The organism is Pedobacter psychrodurus, from assembly GCF_004331735.1.
Classification (GTDB): Bacteria; Bacteroidota; Bacteroidia; order Sphingobacteriales; family Sphingobacteriaceae; genus Pedobacter; species Pedobacter psychrodurus.
This window is the reverse complement of sequence record NZ_SJSO01000010.1, coordinates 16,621-34,720: the sequence shown is the minus strand read 5'-3', so window position 1 is coordinate 34,720 and position 18,100 is coordinate 16,621. Positions and strand designations below refer to the sequence as shown.

General features: G+C 37.6%; 9 protein-coding genes. 7 read left to right on the top strand and 2 right to left on the bottom strand.

Going from position 1 to position 18,100, the window contains the following annotated elements:
- Positions 1 to 109 precede the first annotated feature (109 nt).
- Together EZ456_RS13570 and EZ456_RS13565 are read left to right on the top strand one after the other, a co-directional pair.
- Positions 110 to 808 carry a DUF1826 domain-containing protein gene (locus EZ456_RS13570; protein WP_131531000.1) on the top strand — a complete coding sequence of 233 codons (699 nt, stop codon included), beginning with the start codon at positions 110 to 112 and terminating at the stop codon, positions 806 to 808.
- A gap of 96 nt (positions 809 to 904) precedes the next feature.
- Positions 905 to 1,627: a DUF92 domain-containing protein gene (locus EZ456_RS13565; RefSeq protein ID WP_131530998.1), complete on the top strand. Its 723-nt coding sequence runs from the start codon at positions 905 to 907 to the stop codon at positions 1,625 to 1,627.
- Between the two features lie 268 nt (positions 1,628 to 1,895).
- On the opposite strand, the gene EZ456_RS13560 is transcribed toward EZ456_RS13565, so the two are convergent.
- Complete coding sequence (locus EZ456_RS13560; protein ID WP_131530996.1) at positions 1,896 to 2,474, bottom strand: hypothetical protein; 579 nt, start codon at positions 2,472 to 2,474, stop codon at positions 1,896 to 1,898.
- A gap of 664 nt (positions 2,475 to 3,138) precedes the next feature.
- On the opposite strand from EZ456_RS13560, the gene EZ456_RS13555 reads away from it, so the two are divergent.
- Positions 3,139 to 3,849, top strand: coding sequence for a LytR/AlgR family response regulator transcription factor (locus tag EZ456_RS13555; protein ID WP_131530994.1), 711 nt, complete (start codon positions 3,139 to 3,141; stop codon positions 3,847 to 3,849).
- 22 nt (positions 3,850 to 3,871) lie between these two features.
- The gene (locus EZ456_RS13550; RefSeq protein ID WP_165501322.1) at positions 3,872 to 6,019 is read left to right on the top strand and encodes an ATP-binding protein; all 2,148 of its coding nucleotides are present in this window, start codon (positions 3,872 to 3,874) and stop codon (positions 6,017 to 6,019) included.
- Here EZ456_RS13550 and EZ456_RS13545 read toward each other — a convergent pair.
- On the bottom strand, positions 6,000 to 6,845 hold the full coding sequence (locus tag EZ456_RS13545) for a helix-turn-helix domain-containing protein (RefSeq protein ID WP_131530990.1): 846 nt from the start codon (positions 6,843 to 6,845) through the stop codon (positions 6,000 to 6,002). The two genes, EZ456_RS13550 and EZ456_RS13545, sit on opposite strands and share 20 nt — an antisense overlap.
- 286 nt (positions 6,846 to 7,131) lie before the next feature.
- On the opposite strand from EZ456_RS13545, the gene EZ456_RS13540 reads away from it, so the two are divergent.
- From EZ456_RS13540 to EZ456_RS13530, 3 genes are all read left to right on the top strand, one after another.
- Complete coding sequence (locus EZ456_RS13540) at positions 7,132 to 8,964, top strand: collagen-like domain-containing protein (RefSeq protein WP_131530988.1); 1,833 nt, start codon at positions 7,132 to 7,134, stop codon at positions 8,962 to 8,964.
- 62 nt (positions 8,965 to 9,026) lie between these two features.
- A complete protein-coding gene (locus tag EZ456_RS13535; RefSeq protein WP_131530986.1) occupies positions 9,027 to 10,700 on the top strand; it encodes a hypothetical protein in 1,674 nt (557 codons plus the stop codon).
- Positions 10,701 to 10,718: 18 nt separating this feature from the next.
- A complete protein-coding gene (locus EZ456_RS13530; protein ID WP_131530984.1) occupies positions 10,719 to 18,098 on the top strand; it encodes a hypothetical protein in 7,380 nt (2,459 codons plus the stop codon).
- Positions 18,099 to 18,100: the final 2 nt, after the last annotated feature.

The following is an 18,100-nucleotide window of genomic DNA, read 5'->3' as shown; positions in this document are numbered from 1 at the left end:
GGCAAAAATGATACACCGTTCAACCATTGCTTATGAAAAATAGATTTCATTTTCAACTATTTGCTGAGCTAATCCTTACTTTTGCAGTGAATGATGATTTAATTAAGAAATGCATAATATATTTTCTGATAGCAAGCAGATTGCAGTGGTTTCTACTTTTTCTCAGCTATTGGATACAGATTTTAAGGGAGATATAAATGCAGTTTGCTGGCAGAGGGAGCTGGTTGGAGACTTTAATGAAATTGTATCCAAACTTGAATTGAAAGAGGATCTGACGGAAATTTCCATGGAAGACCTCCATGCGCTAAAGTTATCGGAAGCGGGTAGCGTGGCAAGGGAGGTTATCTTAAATGATTTTCAGCTGTTGGCAGATTCCGGAGCAGCGCCTTCGCTCAATTTAATCAAAAGTTACCAGCGGGATGATGAGCTTGGTTTCATTTCTACAGATGTATATTCTTTTCATATAGACCGTTCGCCCATCGGTACCGATACTTTTTTGTGTACCTATCATGGTGCTGCCAGCGAAATTTTAGCTAATCATCAGGCTGAACAGAAAATCCTGGTCCCTGAGATCCGGCAAAAGCTGAAAGAACTACATGATGGTCCGGAAGCGGAATTTGAAAACTTTTTGATGGAGCATTATTTCGACCTGCATTACCAGGCCAAAGCTGGCGCTAAGCCCGTAAATTTGGGATTGGGCCATTTGTGGAGGTTGGCAGTAGATCATCCTGATAAACAGTGTTTACCTTGTGTTCACCGGGCACCCACTGAAAGAAATGGTGAATGTAGACTGCTTCTGATCTGCTAACAAGCCCCGATTAAAATTAGGTTTAAAGATGGATTTTGATGATAAGGGCAGTCTGCTTTCTGGTTTTTCTGTTGCGGTTTTTAATATATTTGTGATATGTTCAACAGCGGCATCTTTTTGCCTATCATCATTATTTCGGGCATTGCTTATAGCATCCTGGCAAAAAAACTGACGGTTCTTGCCGCTTTTACAGGCGCAATATTGGCCTATCTTATTTTTATCGCAGCTGGTTATACAGGCGTTGCAATGATGAGCACATTTTTTATCCTGGGTTCTGCTGCCACCTCCTGGCAACAGCATAAAAAACGCGGCTTTGCTGTTAAAGAGGAAACCAAAAAAGGCCGTAATGCCTTGCAGGTCCTGGCCAATGCCGGGGTTCCGGCTATTGCCGGTATAGTAATGGTATGTTATCCACAGCTGGCTTATTTAATGTTGCCGGCAATCGCAGCGGCCTTTGCTTCGGCTACAGCAGATACGCTTTCCTCTGAACTGGGAATGGTTTATGGAAGGCGGTTTTTCAATATTATAAACTTCAGGCCTGACCGCTGTGGAATGGATGGGGTGATCAGTCTGGAAGGCACCTTGATCGGTATTGCTGGTAGCTGCATTATTGCAATCGTTTATGTTTTAGGATTCGGATGGAACATCAATTTTTTCTTTATCGTTTTTGCAGGTACGCTAGGGAACCTTGCTGATTCTATATTGGGGGCTTTGTTTGAGCGAAAGGGGATAATCGGGAATAACCTGGTCAACTTTTTAAATACCTTAACAGCGGTGCTAGTGGTGTGGCTTTTGCATGCGCTTTTTTTTACCAGGTAGATAGCTAGTCAGGGGCGGGCATCTTTATCTTTAAATATTAATATGGATCTCGTRTGCCGACCGCTACAGGTGAGCCTTCTTCGGCGATGTATGAGAACGGAAAAAGGAGCTCTTTAGCAGAGCTTATTTCCCAGGGCGCGGGAGATCTTTACAAAGTTAACAAAGAAGAAGAACGTAAAATAAAAAGTACTGTTTGAGGAGAAGTGCCCGTACCGATAAGGCAGGGCATTTCTTTTTAGTTTTTAATCTTTAAATGCTGCTGGTTTAATTACCTAAATATTTTTTGAACGGCCAGCTGAACCTTAGCCGCGTCATTTTCGATCGTTTTTTTTATGGACTCATCAAATGAAGGAGAAAACCCTGCTGTAACAGAGATCAGCTGCTTATCATTAATCACAGTTAGCTCAAAGGCATGACTCCCAAACTTAAAGTTACTTTTTATTTTGTCTGCCTGTTTTTCAATTGCCTTAGAAAATTCGTAGCTGTTGCTAATCTCGTCGAAATGATCCTTTACTGCCTGGAAGATCAGGCGTGTTTCTACATCCAATTCATTGATAATCACCCTGGCATTCAATAACTCTTGTGCTGTTTTTCCTTCAGCTCCATCCTGCAGGTTCTTTAAAGCGGGAAGCAGGTCTTCACTGAAGATGATATCCTTGGGGTCTTTGATGAAAATCGTTGAAGGATTACCATTTTCATCTGATCGCTGTTGAAGGTATATCGTGTCATTGCCGTCCTTAAGTTCTACGCTAGCTGGGGCAATATATTCTATTTTGATGTCGGTAATGGTGTTTTTGATAAGCTTAACAACATATGCCAGGACAGGGTAATCTGTAATATCGTTCATTGGTTTTTTTTTACAAATGTACGGCTTCGTTGAAGTGATATAAAGTGCCCAAGGAAAAAGAATTGAGTTTTATTATAAAGGGATCATCAAGAGGTAGTTAATTTTTTTCTTGGTGCCCATTTCCTTATCTTTAAATCACATTACTTCTATATTAAAACCATTACGTGGCTTGCATCCCATTCCTCAATTGTATATTCAATAAACCTTGCCATTGCTTAACTCCTGATCAGATTGAAGATAAAGTAAAGTAAATGAATACTCCGTGTGATCAGTGCTTCCGTGGCTAAATTATCACCCCAACCGGCTTATTGTTCACTATGAATAATACTTAAAACTGGATGAGGCTGTTTTATCCTCGTTCAGTGTCCACACAGAACGAAAAAAGAATATTTAGAGGTAACTATTGTTATGCAACCCGACCGGTTGCTTTATACAGTTATGTGCCTTGGACCCTTTTTACGTAAACATCTTTAAAATATTTGTTATATGGATTAACCTGAGCACCCCGTCCTTTAAAATATTGTTTTTCATCTACGCTCATCATAAGTTAGAATTGCTAAAAATATTAGTGATATTCAATATTTTGGATAATTTTATCCAAATATTTTTTGGTACGCAGACTGTAATTTTTTTGCTATGTTTATACATCTAATCCGCTAATCGTATGAGAGTCCCGTTATCTTGTATTGTTGTTGATGATTCTGACTTAGATAGGAAATCTGTTGAAAATGAAATAGATAGATCTTCAGATTTAAAACGAGTTGGAAGCTTTGACAACTGTATTGAAGCATTGAGTTTTTTCAATGCGCACCATCCAGACATTCTGTTTGTGGATATAGATATGCCAGATATTAATGGACTCGAATTTATCAGAACCATTAATAATACCAGTACCATTAATGTTATTATTTCAGCTCATCCTGAGTATGCATTAGAAGGTTTTTTGCTCAAGGTTTTTGATTTTATTTTAAAGCCTGTAGAAAGCGATCGATTTGATGTATGTATGAAGCGGTTAACTGATTTTGTTATTCTTAAAGAGAAGGCAGAGTTATATGATATTTTATTCGAAAATGAAAATGTCATCTTTAAGGAGGGTTATGCTACGGTTAAACTAAATGTAAATGAGATTATTTATTTAGAGGCTTTTGGCGATTATACGAAAGTTGTTACCTTAAATAAAAACTATCTAACTTTAACTACCTTGAGTGCATTTCTAGAGTCGTTGCCTAGCGGCAAATTTATCCGTATTCATCGAAGCTACGTGGTTTCTATTAATAAAATTCAAGGTACGAGCTTAAAAAGTATTGATATGGGGGCAAGCGTTATTCCGGTAGGTAAAACGTATGTTAAGGAAGCTAAGAAAATTTTTAATTGATGGTTGACTTTAAATATCAATGATGAAAAAATACCTATTTAGCAATTACAGCATCGTTATTTTTTTTCTTTTCTTTTATTATGCAGGGGTATTTGCCCAAAAGCAACCAGATTTTCCTAAAATAAAACCGACAAATAATATTAATAATGATTTAGAAAAGTTACTTCTTTCGTGCGATTCTGTTTATTTGGCAGGAGATAATAAATTACTCGAAACAACCCTAACTACAGCATTAAAAATTACCCCAAAAAACGATGCGAAGCATTTGAGTCGTTTTTGGTTTTACAAAGGACTTTTAACTGAATCAAGCACTGCTTCTTCTGATTCCTGTATCAAAAATTATGAACAAGCCATAAAATATGCTAAACAAGTTGCCGATACAAAAACCATCACTCAATCATTAGGCGCTATCTTGTCGCTGTGTAATCCGGAAAAGAAATCAGGCAAAGTCCTCAGGGATTCAATTGCAAAGGTGTTGCAAGCGGTGGTTGATAGCAAAAAAGATAAATATGCGGAAGCCGCAGCACTCTTATTTCTTTCGAGGTATTATAAATTGACTGGAAACGATGGGAAAGCACTTCAATATGCCTTAAACGCCTTCTCAAATTATAAGGAATTATACCAGTTGAAAAAAATAAGTTCGGATGAAGTAGCAGAGGCTGCGGTTATTGTTTCAAGAAGTTATGGTAATATGGACCAGGAGGCGAAACAACAGGTTTATTTGGAGGAAATGCGCAAGTATTTAGTTAAAAATCAAGTTTTGCTAAGCTATTATTATATGTATACCGCCAAAAACCTAATGGTCACAAAGAAAATGAGCGAGGCAGAACTATACTATGATAGCTTATTAAATATTTGCAAAAAATACAGTAATGCCGAATTATGGAACAACTGTTTAGATGCTGATATGTACCTGGCGCAGGGCTTTATCAAATTTGGTAAAAATAAAGAAGCTTTAAAATACAGTACGCATGCCAATACAATAGGTGAAATCTGGGCCTTTGATTTTTATAAAGCACAATTAAATTACGTGAATGGAAAAGTATACCTGGCGTTAAAGGATTATACAAAAGCATTGCCTTACTTTAAAAAAGCCGAACCGTTGGCGCTTGCCTGGAGCTATCATGATATGCGCATCCTTACGATAGAAAACATAGCAAATTGTTATGCAGGTTTAGGCAATTGGGAGCAAGCATATGCCTACAGCAAAAAACTAAGCATGGTTAAAGATTCTTTAACTGCAGTTGATACCAAAAAAATATTCGCTGAAGCAGAAGAAAAATATCAAAATAAAGAAAAGAAGCAATTGATCAATATTCAGAACGAACAACTGGTATTTGCCAAAAAACAAAAATGGTGGCTCATATCAGGTCTTTTACTATCAGGTTTAGTTGCTGTGTTATTGTATGCCATTTACAGGAATAAAAAGCAATCGGCTAATATTTTAGATCAAAAAAACCGAGAATTAGATATTCTAAATAAAAAACTCAATGAATCCAATTTAACCAAAACAAAATTATTTGGTATTATTTCGCACGATTTACGGAGTCCTGTAAGTCAGTTATTCACTTTTTTAAAGCTCCAACAAAAAAATGATATCCAGGTATCTGAAGAAAAGCGGGATCAGCATCGACAAAAATTAATAACATCTTCGAAAAATCTCTTAGAAACAATGGAGGATCTATTACTCTGGTCTAAAAGTCAGATGGAAAATTTTGAAATCGACATTGATGAGGTTGATTTGACCCAATTGTTCAGCGATACCATCTTATTGATGCAAAATCAGGCCGATGCCAAAGAAATAAGGCTAATTACAGAAATTAAAGGGATAAGCAGCTTAAACAGTGATCAAAATTTATTGCTGATTATTTTACGCAATTTGGTACAGAATGCAATCAATCATGCTTTTAACCAAACAACAATTTATTTAAAGGCAGGTTTAAATCAAAATAGCCAGATTTATATCGCTGTAATTAATCAAGGTGAGGTAATTCCTGCTGATCAGATCCAGGCGTTAATAGACAATAAGCAGGTAAAAAGTAAATCATCTGGTTATGGGTTATTGATTGTTAAGGAACTTGCCTCAAAAATTAATGCAGTGTTTAACATCAGCAGCAGTACCGAAAATGGTACCGAAATTACCCTGGTTTTTAAAACTGGATGGGCTTGATTGAACGATTATTTTTATGTCGATCGTAAGGGAATGACCTAAAATGGTCTTCGTCTTCAGTAATACTCGGGATCGTACCCGAAAACTGTTTAAAGTCGCGGATGAGATGCATATGGTCGAAATAGCCACAATGAAATGCAATCTTGTTCCACGATAGGTTTGGATGTTTTTCTTTAAGTTTATAAGTGTTAGAAAATCTAATTAAACGGCCAAACATTCTCGGTGAAACGCCAATTTTATGGTTACAGAGCCTTTCAAACTGCCGCAGACTTAAACAGGCCAACGAGGCGGTTTGCTCTATGGTCAGGTTACCGCCCGACCGGATAAAAGCATCAATGGCCCGATCGAAGGGAGAGGCTGCTGCTAAGCTGTTCAATTTTTCCTTCAGAAAAGATTGAATGATGTGGTTTTGTGCCGGGGCCGAGCTTGCTTCTGCCAAACGTTCGGTTAATATAGCTGCATAACTTCCTAAAAATAATTTCGCATCATAACACTTGTTGAGTACTTCATTCTGAGGTACGTTTTCCATCAAACTGTTCCAGCCGATCGGCTTAAATTGCACACATACTGCCCGGTGTTTTTTGCCCAGGTTCATGATCGTAGAAAATAAATGGAAGCTGGCCAGAATCACGTTTTCTCTTTCCACCAATTGCCCGTTTTCATAAGCGCTAATCTTGTCTTCTAGTATGAAACATAAGCAAGACCTGTAATCGGGAACGATTGTGATCTCTTTAATGAAATCTTCGTTGAAATTGAGGTCTATAACAATAATGTTCTCCACATATTGTTGCAAACTTGGTTCAGGCATAAAATAGGTAAAACCCATACTATTTTGACCTTTAAAGGTGAGAGGCGAAGTTATAAAACGTTTGTTATATCCAAGTTAAGCATTTTATCAGAATTTATTGGTGTTGGCAGAAATAAGATGAGTTATAGAAAGGTTGTCGTGTTTGTACTATGTCGCAACGAACGTTCTGGGATAAATTTGACTGTGATCATTTCAATTACAAACATCAAGAAAACCCTTTACCGATTATTTCGTTCCGTTCATCGATTAGGTTCCAAATTCTTGTGGCTGGGGCAATACCTTCAACTAATCAAAAATTATCATTATGAAAAATTTTTACGCTTTTCTTATCATCTGCTTTATTGCTATCTTATTTAATTCGTGTTCTGAAACTGGATTGGAAGGGCCAGAAGGGCCGGCCGGACCACAAGGGGTAGCAGGAAATGCTGGCGCTGTAGGCGCTGCAGGCAAAGATGGCAGCATTATTTATAGTGGAACAGGCACACCTCCGGCAGCGCTTGGCGCAAATGGTGATTATTATTTAGATCGGACAACAGGAAACCTTTACGGGCCAAAAATAGCTGCTGGCTGGGGTACACCAGTTACTTTAATGGGTATAGCGGGTGCGAACGGTACCAATGGTACAAATGGTTCGAACGGGATGAATGGCGTTAATGGTACAAATGGAACCAATGGCAGCACTACTTTAAGTGGAAATGGTATTCCATCTTCATCGGCTGGTATAGCAGGAGATTATTATCTTGATAAAACCAATTATCAATTATACGGACCAAAAACAGGCTCTGGTTGGGGCATCCCGATTTTATTGCGTGGTGCTGATGGTGCACAAGGTCCAACTGGCGCTGCGGGCAAGGATGGAAGCATTATCTATAGTGGCTCGGGTGTTCCTGTTGCTACAGTAGGAGCCAACGGAGATTATTATTTAGATAAAACCACGGGTAATTTATACGGACCAAAAACCGCTGGGGCTTGGGGTACACCAATTGTACTTAAGGGCACTAATGGTATTAATGGGGCTAACGGTACTAATGGAACCGATGGTACGAATGGAACCAACGGTACAAATGGGGCTAATGGTACAAACGGAACCAACGGTACAAATGGCAGTACAACCCTAAGTGGAAACGGCGCTCCGATATCAACTGTTGGGGTACTTGGCGATTATTATTTAGATAAAACCAATTATCTGTTATATGGCCCTAAAGATAATGCAGGTTGGGGTGTTCCTATTCTTTTGCGTGGGGCAGCTGGGGCTCAAGGACCTACTGGTCCTGCAGGTGCCGATGGTACTGTTATTTATAGTGGAGAAACTGCTCCCGATCCTGGTTTGGGGAAAGTTGGTGATTTCTACATTTCGAGGCTACCGATTATGATTTATGGACCTAAAACAGCCCTTTTTGGCTGGGGCATGGGAACTGATTTAAAAGGTGCCGATGGAACTAATGGAGCAAACGGTACAAATGGAACTAATGGTACCAATGGAAATAAAATTTTAAGCGGAGGTGGTTTTCCGCAAAATACATTAGGTAACGATGGTGATTTTTACATAGACTTAACAAGTTATGTGATGTATGGCCCTAAAACAGGTGGCGCTTGGCCTTTTCCGGGTACATCTTTAAAAGGTGCTAATGGCGCAGATGGAAATGCTAATGTAGTCTCTTTAGAAACCCCAGATAATGTAACCTTTACCTGGAATGTTGAAGGAGCTAATTTTAATACCTACGCATTAAAAAAACATGGGGTTTCATTTAACGATACTACATCGGTATTTAATATTCCTGCCATAAATGTAGCTGCGGTAAGTAAAGGTATTGTAATGGTGTACATGCGCAGAACAGAAGCTCCGGGTGTTTATAGCTGGAAACAGTTGAATTATACTGACTTAAGTCAAACCCCAAATCAAAATTTAATTTATAGCTATTCGTTGAGGGTTGATGCAACTACTGCAAAAGTTAGAATTTCATTTTATAATGGATTTGGTTCAACCTTTATGGCATACCCTGTAGATAAGGTTAGGATCGTTATCGTTCCCCAAAGCACAACAGGTGTATTAAGTATAAAACCCAATAATACACCCTTGCTGCAGGCCATGCATCAGCTCAATTTAAAAGATGCTGATTTTAAAACATTAAAGTGATGTTATTAGGGTTGTAGATGTACATACGACCTATTATTCCCATTCTAACAAACGTAGAATCTATGAAACGTATATCACTTTTTGTGCTGTTTTTGAGTGCTGTTTTTTTTGCCAGATCGCAGGACTTAGGCCAGATTACAAAACAAAAACCAATTGTATTTAACGGTACCATAGGTCTTGGGCTTGGAACTTATAATGTAAGTGGAATTCCGGCCAGACAAAGAGATTTCTCTTATATTTTTAATGGAGCACCAACTTTAACCGTTTACGGGGTGTCGTTCCCATTCTCGGTTGTAGTTAGCGATCAACAGCGGAGTTATACACAACCATTTAATCAGTATGGTATTAGCCCTACCTATAAATGGATTACTTTTCATGCCGGTTGGCAGAGTTTAGAGTTTTCACCTTTTACTTTAGCCGGGCACAATTTCTTGGGTGGGGGCATTGAGCTTAACCCCGGCAAGCTGAGGTTTGGTTTTATTTACGGCAGGTTTAACAAAGCAATAGAAGAAGACCTAAACCAGCCACTTGCCTTAGCACAACAAGCGGCCTACAAAAGAACAGGTTATAGCACAAAACTAGGTTGGGGCACTGAGCGCAACCATGTAGATGTTATTTTCTTAAATGCTAAAGATCAAGTCAGCTCTTTAAGCAACACACCGATTTCTACAGAACTGAGTCCGGCTGAAAATATGGTACTGGGCATTTCTTCAAAATTTAGTTTCCTTAAACATTTTGTATTTGATATGGATGTTTCGGGTAGTATCTATACCCGAAATGTATTATCGGATACGGTTGAAAACCTAAAACTAGACAAAGTAGATTTTATAAAAGATTTGATTACGCTAAATGCATCAACGCAGTTATTAACAGCTGCACAAACCAGTATTGGCTACAATGCTACCAATTATAATGTAAGGTTTAGGTACCGAAGGGTAGATCCTGATTATAAAAGTATGGGCGCTTATTATTTCGAAACCGATGTTCAGAATTATACGGTTGAGGGTGCACTTCGCCTAATTAAAGGACAATTACAGTTGGGTGGAAGTTTTGGTGTACAGAATGATAACATTTTGCACGACAAATCAGTCCGTTCTAACCGGAAAATCGGCGCGATCAATGTTTCATTCAATAAACCTAATTACGGTGCAGACCTACGCTATACCAATTTTGGTATTACACAAGATCGGGGGCTAAACCCCATTATCGATATGTTCCGAGTGGCCAGAACCAATCATAATTTAAGTACCATGTTGCGCTATAATATCAATAATGAAAGTATTACGCATGGTTTTGTGTTGGTGGGTAATTTACAATCGCTGGTAGATTTAAATGAAATAACCAGTCCAAATAACAAATCTAACAGTAAAATGGCCAATTTATCTTATCAGTTCGGTTTGCCCAAAAAATTATTCAGTGCCAATGCCAATGTAAGTTATACCGTGGCAGAAGTAACTTTTGGCAAAACTATTTTTTACGGGCCAACTTTAGGGGTTAGTCAGGCTTTAGATAAAGGTAATTTAGGCTTAAATGCCTCTGTTAGCTATCAACTACAGCGCAATAACAATATCGATGCAGGAAACATTTTCAACATCAATTTCAACAGTTCTTATCGCCTCGGTAAAAGAAATGCGGCCAATTTAACGCTTAACTATTTAAAGAGCAATTCGAAGGATGCAACGCTTCCTTCGTTTAACGAATTCAGATCAAATCTTGGTTTAACACATTCCTTTTAAATTTTAACATCAATTGCTATGACTAAATTTTATCCAATCATAAAGCGTTTTAAAAGAAGTGCTGCTTTGCTTTTGATAGCCATTTTAACAATGGTTTCTAATGGTTTATTTGCACAAGCTCAGGTTAATATTAATGTTACTGTTACACCACCTTATTCTCCGTTTTATGCAGATTATGCAGGTACAAATGCATCCAAAGTATTATTGATTGTACAAAACCTAACCTCAACCCAGAAAAAAATTAAGTTAACAGGGCAGCTAAGTGGAGATAATGGCATTAAAATTTCTACAAAATCGACTTATGTTCCGTTGCAGCCCATTATTTTAAACCCAAACGAAACCAAACAGCTTAACGGCCTGGCTTTAAAAGATATTTTCGATTTAAATACACTAAATGTATATGGAATTGATAAGGTAAAGCTGGTGCAGACTTCCCGGTTACCTGAAGGCAATTACACTTTTTGTATCCAGGCGGTAGATATGACAACAAATCAGGTTATTTCTACAGGTGCTCCATTGGGTTGTTCGTTCATCAGCATTATTTATCCTGATGCGCCGGTATTGATTAATCCATCTGCTAATAGCTCAATTCCTGCATTCACTGGTCAATCTTTTGTTTGGGGGAATAATTTGCCGCAATCAATAACGGTGATGTATCAATTTCAGGTTGCAGAGATGCCCGATGAAAGGAAAGACCCTAACCAGATTTTAAATGCAACCTCGTGGTTAAAAATTGATAGAACAATAGTGAATAGCATCAGTACAACATTATTACCATCTGATCCGCCATTAATAGAAGGCAAACGTTACGCCTGGCGGGTAATTGCTTCCGATCCAAGTGGGAAAATCATTTTTAAGAACAATGGAATAAGCCGTGCCAACGAATTTAGGTATGGCGAAAAACCTTATATCACCTCAATACTTCAGTTAAATACACCTCAAGCAAATTTAAGGTTTAAGAAATTAGATGACCTAGTTTTTGACTGGAGTTTTGCCGATAATACCTCGAAAAATGATAATGTTGGTTTTTACGATGGTCCAGTTGCCATGAAACAAAACAATTTTAGCAACAATGCTAAATACGAACTACATATTACTAAAGTAAAAAATGCAGAAGATCTAGCGGCCGAAAAGAAAGCAAATTTGACTAAAGGATTGGGCGGTAATAAGCAAAATGCACCAAAAGATAACGGCATTCTTATTCCTGTTAATAAAGAAACTATAGATTTTAAATCATCGCCAGCAATGGCTGCTTATATAAAAGACGGTAACAATTATACCTGGCAAGTAAAGCATATAGCGACTGGTGTATTATCAGAAGAAAGAACATTTACAGTAAAATCCGAAAAAATTATTACAGATTATACAATCGCCTTATCAGGCACTTTGCAGTATAATTTTTATGATAATTATGCAACAGGCTTTAACAAAATAAAGCAAGATAAAGCGCTAAAACTCAAACTCGAAACGCAATTGCAGAATGCAAAATCTAAACCTGAGTTAATGAAAATAAAAGCAGAGCTTGATAAAAATGTTGTTTTAACAGAGCTGGAAAAAGGTTTTCCTGTGGCCAATAAAAATGTACAGGTATTAAAAGTGCAATTGTTGGCACCAGTTTTTAAAGTAACCAAAAGTGTTAAAGTGATGGAAAACGGTGTCGAAAAAATACATTCAGAAGAACAAGACAGTATTGCATCGGTAAGCGATTTATTAACATATCCTTACGGAGCACCAATAATTCCATCTGCTACAATTGTAGCAATAGGTAAAACCGATGGGATGGGGAATTTTAAAATTGATGTTCCAATTAACCAAGCTCAATTTAGAGTTGCAGAACCTATAAATATATCGGGTAAGCGCTATGCTTTTGTTGAAGGTTTAGTCGTGAAAATAGAGGATAATCACCTGTCAGACCCAAATTGGTTTGTTGTACCTAATGCAAATAATACAAGCATTACCTTGAATGAGAGCATAGTTGAGGCCTATAGTTATAAAGTGAATGCCAAGTTAACCACAGCAGCGCAACGTAATTATAAGGGCAAACTTTACTTACTACGTAAAACCGAAAATGTATTTAACGGCGAGGCGCAAAACATAATTGGGCAAACAAAAGATATTCCCATTTACAAGTCTTCAGCAGTATTAGGTGTTGATATTATTAAAAAAAGCACACAGCGTTTTGTAGTAGTTGGTACATCAGGTATTAACGAGCTTGATGCAAATAATTTTAGCACCACTTTTTCAAACTTAGTAAGTTCAGTAAGTGCAAATGATGCATATACTGTGTTTTTTGAACCAACCGATGAATTGGATGCTTTATATTTTAGTCCACAAACGGTAAGTAAAATTGGCGGTAAAACGAATGCTTTTGAAGCCACAACTTTTCAGAATAAAAATTTAACAGAAACAGTTTCATTTGGGCCAAAATTCATTTCTATGAATGTTTCTGGAAGGTACACGTACAATTGGAAACAACCTTATGGCAAAACGAATATAGCATTGCCATTACCAGAAGGGACAGAACTAAAGCTCTTAAAAGGCAATTTATCCCAGAAAGATTTTTTTAAAGATGGAACTATATTATCAGACGAAAGTATAATAGCCACTACAACGGTTAAAAAAAATGGCGAATATTCTTTTAAGGTCGGAATGCAAGATTACAATACTTTTAATGATGGCAAAACATACAATTTGGTAATTTTAGTTCAAAGTAATCAGTATTACTCAAAGCCTTACGCCATCCCTTATAACCAAAATGAAGATATTAAGCTGCCAGAGTTAACGGCAACAGTACAACAATACAGTTTCAAATCTAAATTAGCCGTGTATAACGGGCCAGGTAACCTTACGCTAGTACCAGGTATGGATGTTTATTTATGCCGAAAAATTGGTGAAGACATACCAATTGGCCGTCCGGTAAATGACGGAGACCCGAATAAAGCAACTTATTTTAAAAAGATATGGGAGCGGAAAAATGAAAAAAATCAAACCGAGAAATACGAAATTATAGATAAAACTACTTCATTTGGATCTGCAGGTAAAGAGGGCTATTTTGCCTTTGATAGGTTGGTTACACCGGCAGATATTAATGATAAGTATTATATTTTTGCCGAGCCGATAAGTACCAGTCAGGATAATTACATCACCCAGGATGCTTTTTCTGTAACGAGTGTATTGAATTTTGAAGCTCAAAAACAAGGTCATTTTACTGATGAACAAACCATTTTAACACAGGATTATAATATTGGATACCTACATGTACCAGTTGTTCCTTTGGCACCTTATATAGATGGAGCAGTTTACCCAAGCAGTAATGCAAGCACATCCGTACTATCGGGTGTAAACGTAGAACTTTTTAATATGTCTGGCTTGGCAAATACAGCAACAGATAGCCAGATTGAAACTTATTTAAAAGATAAAAAACCACAGCAGGATTTTATAACCGGTACAAATGGCCGTTTTTTATTCGAAAACATTAATACCTGGTTGATGAGCAATTGGAAATTACTCCGGCTTACCAAAAATGGATTTTTAGTTACCTATAAAAAATTAAACAGTGGTAAACCATTGGTAAAAGGACAACGCGAAAACCTGGGCAAAGTATACATGGATTTGCCAATTCTGTTAACCACAACAGTGGTTGATGATAAAGAAAATAAAGTGGCCGCCAGAATTATTGTTGGAGATGATTTTAGCTGGAGCGATTATAAACCAGAAAGTGGTATTTCAGCAATATTGCAATCGCCAAAAGGGAAAGTTGCCTTTACCATAATCCCTGTTGATAGGGCTAATTATAAAACAACTGTTGTTACTTTAGATGGCATTAGCATCAATAAAGTTGTAAAATTCGAAGTTAAAAAGAATACACGCAATTTCATCGTACGTTGTTATAAAAAAGGAACAAAAATCACGTTGGCAAGCGATGTTATAGTCTTAAATACAAATAACTATACACAAACCAAAGGGACTTCTTTAGGTAAAAATTTCACAACAGTGGAGGTTGCTGCGGGGGGGAGTCAATTTGATTTAAAAATAGTGCCCGTTGATAAAAATTACACCATTGCAAAAACGCAGGCACATGCTGATGGACTTACAGACGTAGTTGTTGATGTTGAAGTAGAACCTGCCATTACAGTAACAATTACTGCGAAGGAGGTTTATGGTAATTGGGAAACCAAACCTTTAAATGGTAATTTTAATGCTTATGTAGAGGGTTTTGATGAAGACGAATATGTTAAAACCAGTACTAAAGTAATTGTAGCTTCAGCTACACCTGATGTAATTGGAATGCCAACCGACAATAAGGCTCCAAAAACACCTCCTCCGGTTATACCACCGGTTAAACCTAACGAGCCAGAACCGATAAAAGTTGTTAAACCGATAAAAATTCAAAAAATAGGGGCACTTAAAAAAGCTACAACGACTGAAATGGCATCAGTAGTGCCTAAGAATAACAACTATTATAGCGCAGTGCAGCAGAATGAAATGTCGGGGCCGAATAACAATGGTTTCTATGAAGAGCTTGTCTCGCCAGATGGCGCTAATCAAACCCATGCCAATGAAGGATATCTGCTATACGATGATGTAAGTGCAACTCCAAATAATAATCAGCCAGATCATAGCATAAGCACTGCTGTTTTTAATGAAACACACACTACAATAACGATCAGCAGGTTGCCCGCCAATAGATCATTTACAATTATTGGTACTAAAGTAGACTACATTGGGGGTACCCAAACCATAAACCCCGGCGGTGTAAATGCTAAAGTTGTACTCCTGTTCATAAAAGCGCCTAATATGAATGTAAATAGTATGTATGGTTTCCCGATCGAACTAACCAAAGCTCAGCCGATAACCCAAACGCAATATAAAATATCAGGTAGGTTAAGCCCAACCGGTAATGTAAGTGAAAGCACCCTTAAGAGAAAGTACGTGGATCGTAAACTTGAATTTACCGATATTTTGGTAAATATAAACCAAGCACCATCGGGACAGGAAAAAGACCGCTTTTTTACCTTGGCAAATGGAATGGTTTTCAATCAAAATGATTTGGAAGCCGTGTTATTCTCTAAATACGATATTAAAATTTTAGATAAAGGTGGGCTGGCTTTATCTCCTCAAACCGCTACAACAGCCAGCATATTTGGAAAAGTAGGTTTATATGCGGCATCTTTGGCTAAAGGTGTAGAAACCTCATCATCAGATAATGTTGGCGATAACAACTATTTATACCTCAATAACGCGAGTGCGTCTTATGCTTTGATTACTGCTTTGCCAGCAGATAAAAAGGCGAATAATTTATATACATTTTCTACCGGTAAGTCTGATTTAGCCACTTCCCAATTTTTGGTATCAAGCAATACACGCGCTAAACCAAAGTTTATCGGGGCAGATGATATCAGTGTTACACCAGATGGAAATGTAATGTTAACGAATACAGGAATTTCGTTTTTAGGCACATTAACCACCGATTTAGCGTATACAACTAATCGCGACATACAAGCTAAAGCAAGGTTTACTTTAAACGAAAATGGTTTCAAATCGGATAACCAACAAAAAATTACCATTAAATTAAACCAGTGGCAGTTAGAAGCTCCAATCTGGACTTTTGGCTCCGAAGGGCTTACCCTTAAAGGCAATTTAAATGCACTAGGACTAACTTTTCCTTTTTCGAACTTAAAAATTACCAGGAATAAAATTGGTTTTGGAGATTTTGAAGTGAATAGTTTAAAACTGCTGAATGCATTTCCAGTTACCATAAAAGGAAGCGATGTATACACCAGTTTCGGTTACGATAAGGGATATTCAAAAGATAAAGGCGCATGGTCGGTATCGCTGTTAACAAAATCTGGTAGCACCTCATTGGCTAGCCTTAAAGGTTTGCCTGATTTAGAACCTACAGATGAAATTAAAATTAACAATATTAATCTTTATGATACCGGTAATGAAAATGACACGAGGATTTTACTTTCCGATAAACAACCGGCAGTTACCTTAAATGGCATCGCTAAATATAAACCAAGCACTGTTTGGGGCGGATCGGATTTTGTAACTTTTAGGGGCGATTTAAATATGGATATACCAGGTTTTACAGGCTTGGATTTAGTAACCTATGATTTAACTTACAAAGCAGAAAATGGCAAATTAGCGCATAAACACGATGTGAAATTTCAAAATTTAGGACTCGACACCAAAGGCATAAAAGTAACATTTGATGGCGAGCAGCGCTTTACCAATGGAGAACTTTATTTAAAAGGTTATTTAAAAGATAAAGATGTTGCAGGTAAATATAAAATCGATGTTGAACTTACTAAAACAAAAAGCGAGACCAAATTGGTTGTGCCGAAAGACACCAAAATATACCTTAATGAAGACGAAAAATCTGGAAGTTACTTAGATAAAGCAACCGGGCAAAGTAAGGTTGCCAATAATGAGTGGGAATACTTTACTTTCGGTGGTGATATGACAGGTGCTAACGGAATAGCCCCTTCGCCAATGAGCTTTACAATTAAAGGAGATGTAGTAGCAAATTCATCCGCAATCGGTGTGAATAATATGGATGCCGGCGGAGTAAAAGGGTTAAGCATTGTATACGATTTTACCCAAAAAGCCTTAATCGGTTCCGGCCATCTTAATCAGAATACAAATTTTGCCAGTTTAGATTTAGATGCAGAATTAAAACTTGGAAGTAGCGACTGGTATATTTTTAGTAATGGCCTGGCCGATGTGAAATATACACCATTTACAGGTATTGGTGTTGGTTTTATGGTTGGTAATGCAACGTTAAGCGAATCGCAAAAAAACTCATTCTATAAACATTTTGGTGGCACCGATCTGCCCAATGCTACAAAAACAGCATTTAATGATGTAAAAGGAGTTTTACTAATCGTATCGGCCAAGATGCCAATACCATTATTGCCAAGCTTTGATTTAGATCTTAATCCTGTTGCACATTGCTCATTTACCCACGGTTTATATGCTGCGGCATATTTAAAGGCTAATTTCAGCTTAAAACCCGAAGATATTGCAATTAGTGTAGGTGGCCGCGTGGGCGCATTTGTAAAATTGAGTGCTGGGGCAAGTATAGGTTTAGCCTGTGCAGGTATCAATTTAGGAGCCGATGCACATGCAGATATTAATGGATATTTAGCGCCACTTAAAGGAGAGTTTTCTGCAACAATGGGGCTTACATTTACCTTACAGGGAAGTGCTTATGTTGGTGCTGGCGTTTGTAACAGCAGTTGCGAAACACCTTGCGTAAGTATAGGCTTTACAGATATCTGTAGTCCAATACCTTGTGTTAGGGTAGGCTTTAATAAAACGCTGGTATTAGGTGTAGAAGCAGGGGTAAATAACAAAGGTATTTTCATTTCAAATCAATCTAAAACGTATCAATAGTT

Excerpts from the sequence above, each read along its gene's own strand:
- EZ456_RS13570 (WP_131531000.1), top strand. The coding sequence starts at position 110 with ATGCATAATATATTTTCTGATAGCAAGCAGATTGCAGTGGTTTCTACT.
- EZ456_RS13565 (WP_131530998.1), top strand. The coding sequence starts at position 905 with ATGTTCAACAGCGGCATCTTTTTGCCTATCATCATTATTTCGGGCATT.
- EZ456_RS13560 (WP_131530996.1), bottom strand. The coding sequence starts at position 2,474 with ATGAACGATATTACAGATTACCCTGTCCTGGCATATGTTGTTAAGCTT.
- EZ456_RS13555 (WP_131530994.1), top strand. The coding sequence starts at position 3,139 with ATGAGAGTCCCGTTATCTTGTATTGTTGTTGATGATTCTGACTTAGAT.
- EZ456_RS13550 (WP_165501322.1), top strand. The coding sequence starts at position 3,872 with ATGAAAAAATACCTATTTAGCAATTACAGCATCGTTATTTTTTTTCTT.
- EZ456_RS13545 (WP_131530990.1), bottom strand. The coding sequence starts at position 6,845 with ATGGGTTTTACCTATTTTATGCCTGAACCAAGTTTGCAACAATATGTG.
- EZ456_RS13540 (WP_131530988.1), top strand. The coding sequence starts at position 7,132 with ATGAAAAATTTTTACGCTTTTCTTATCATCTGCTTTATTGCTATCTTA.
- EZ456_RS13535 (WP_131530986.1), top strand. The coding sequence starts at position 9,027 with ATGAAACGTATATCACTTTTTGTGCTGTTTTTGAGTGCTGTTTTTTTT.
- EZ456_RS13530 (WP_131530984.1), top strand. The coding sequence starts at position 10,719 with ATGACTAAATTTTATCCAATCATAAAGCGTTTTAAAAGAAGTGCTGCT.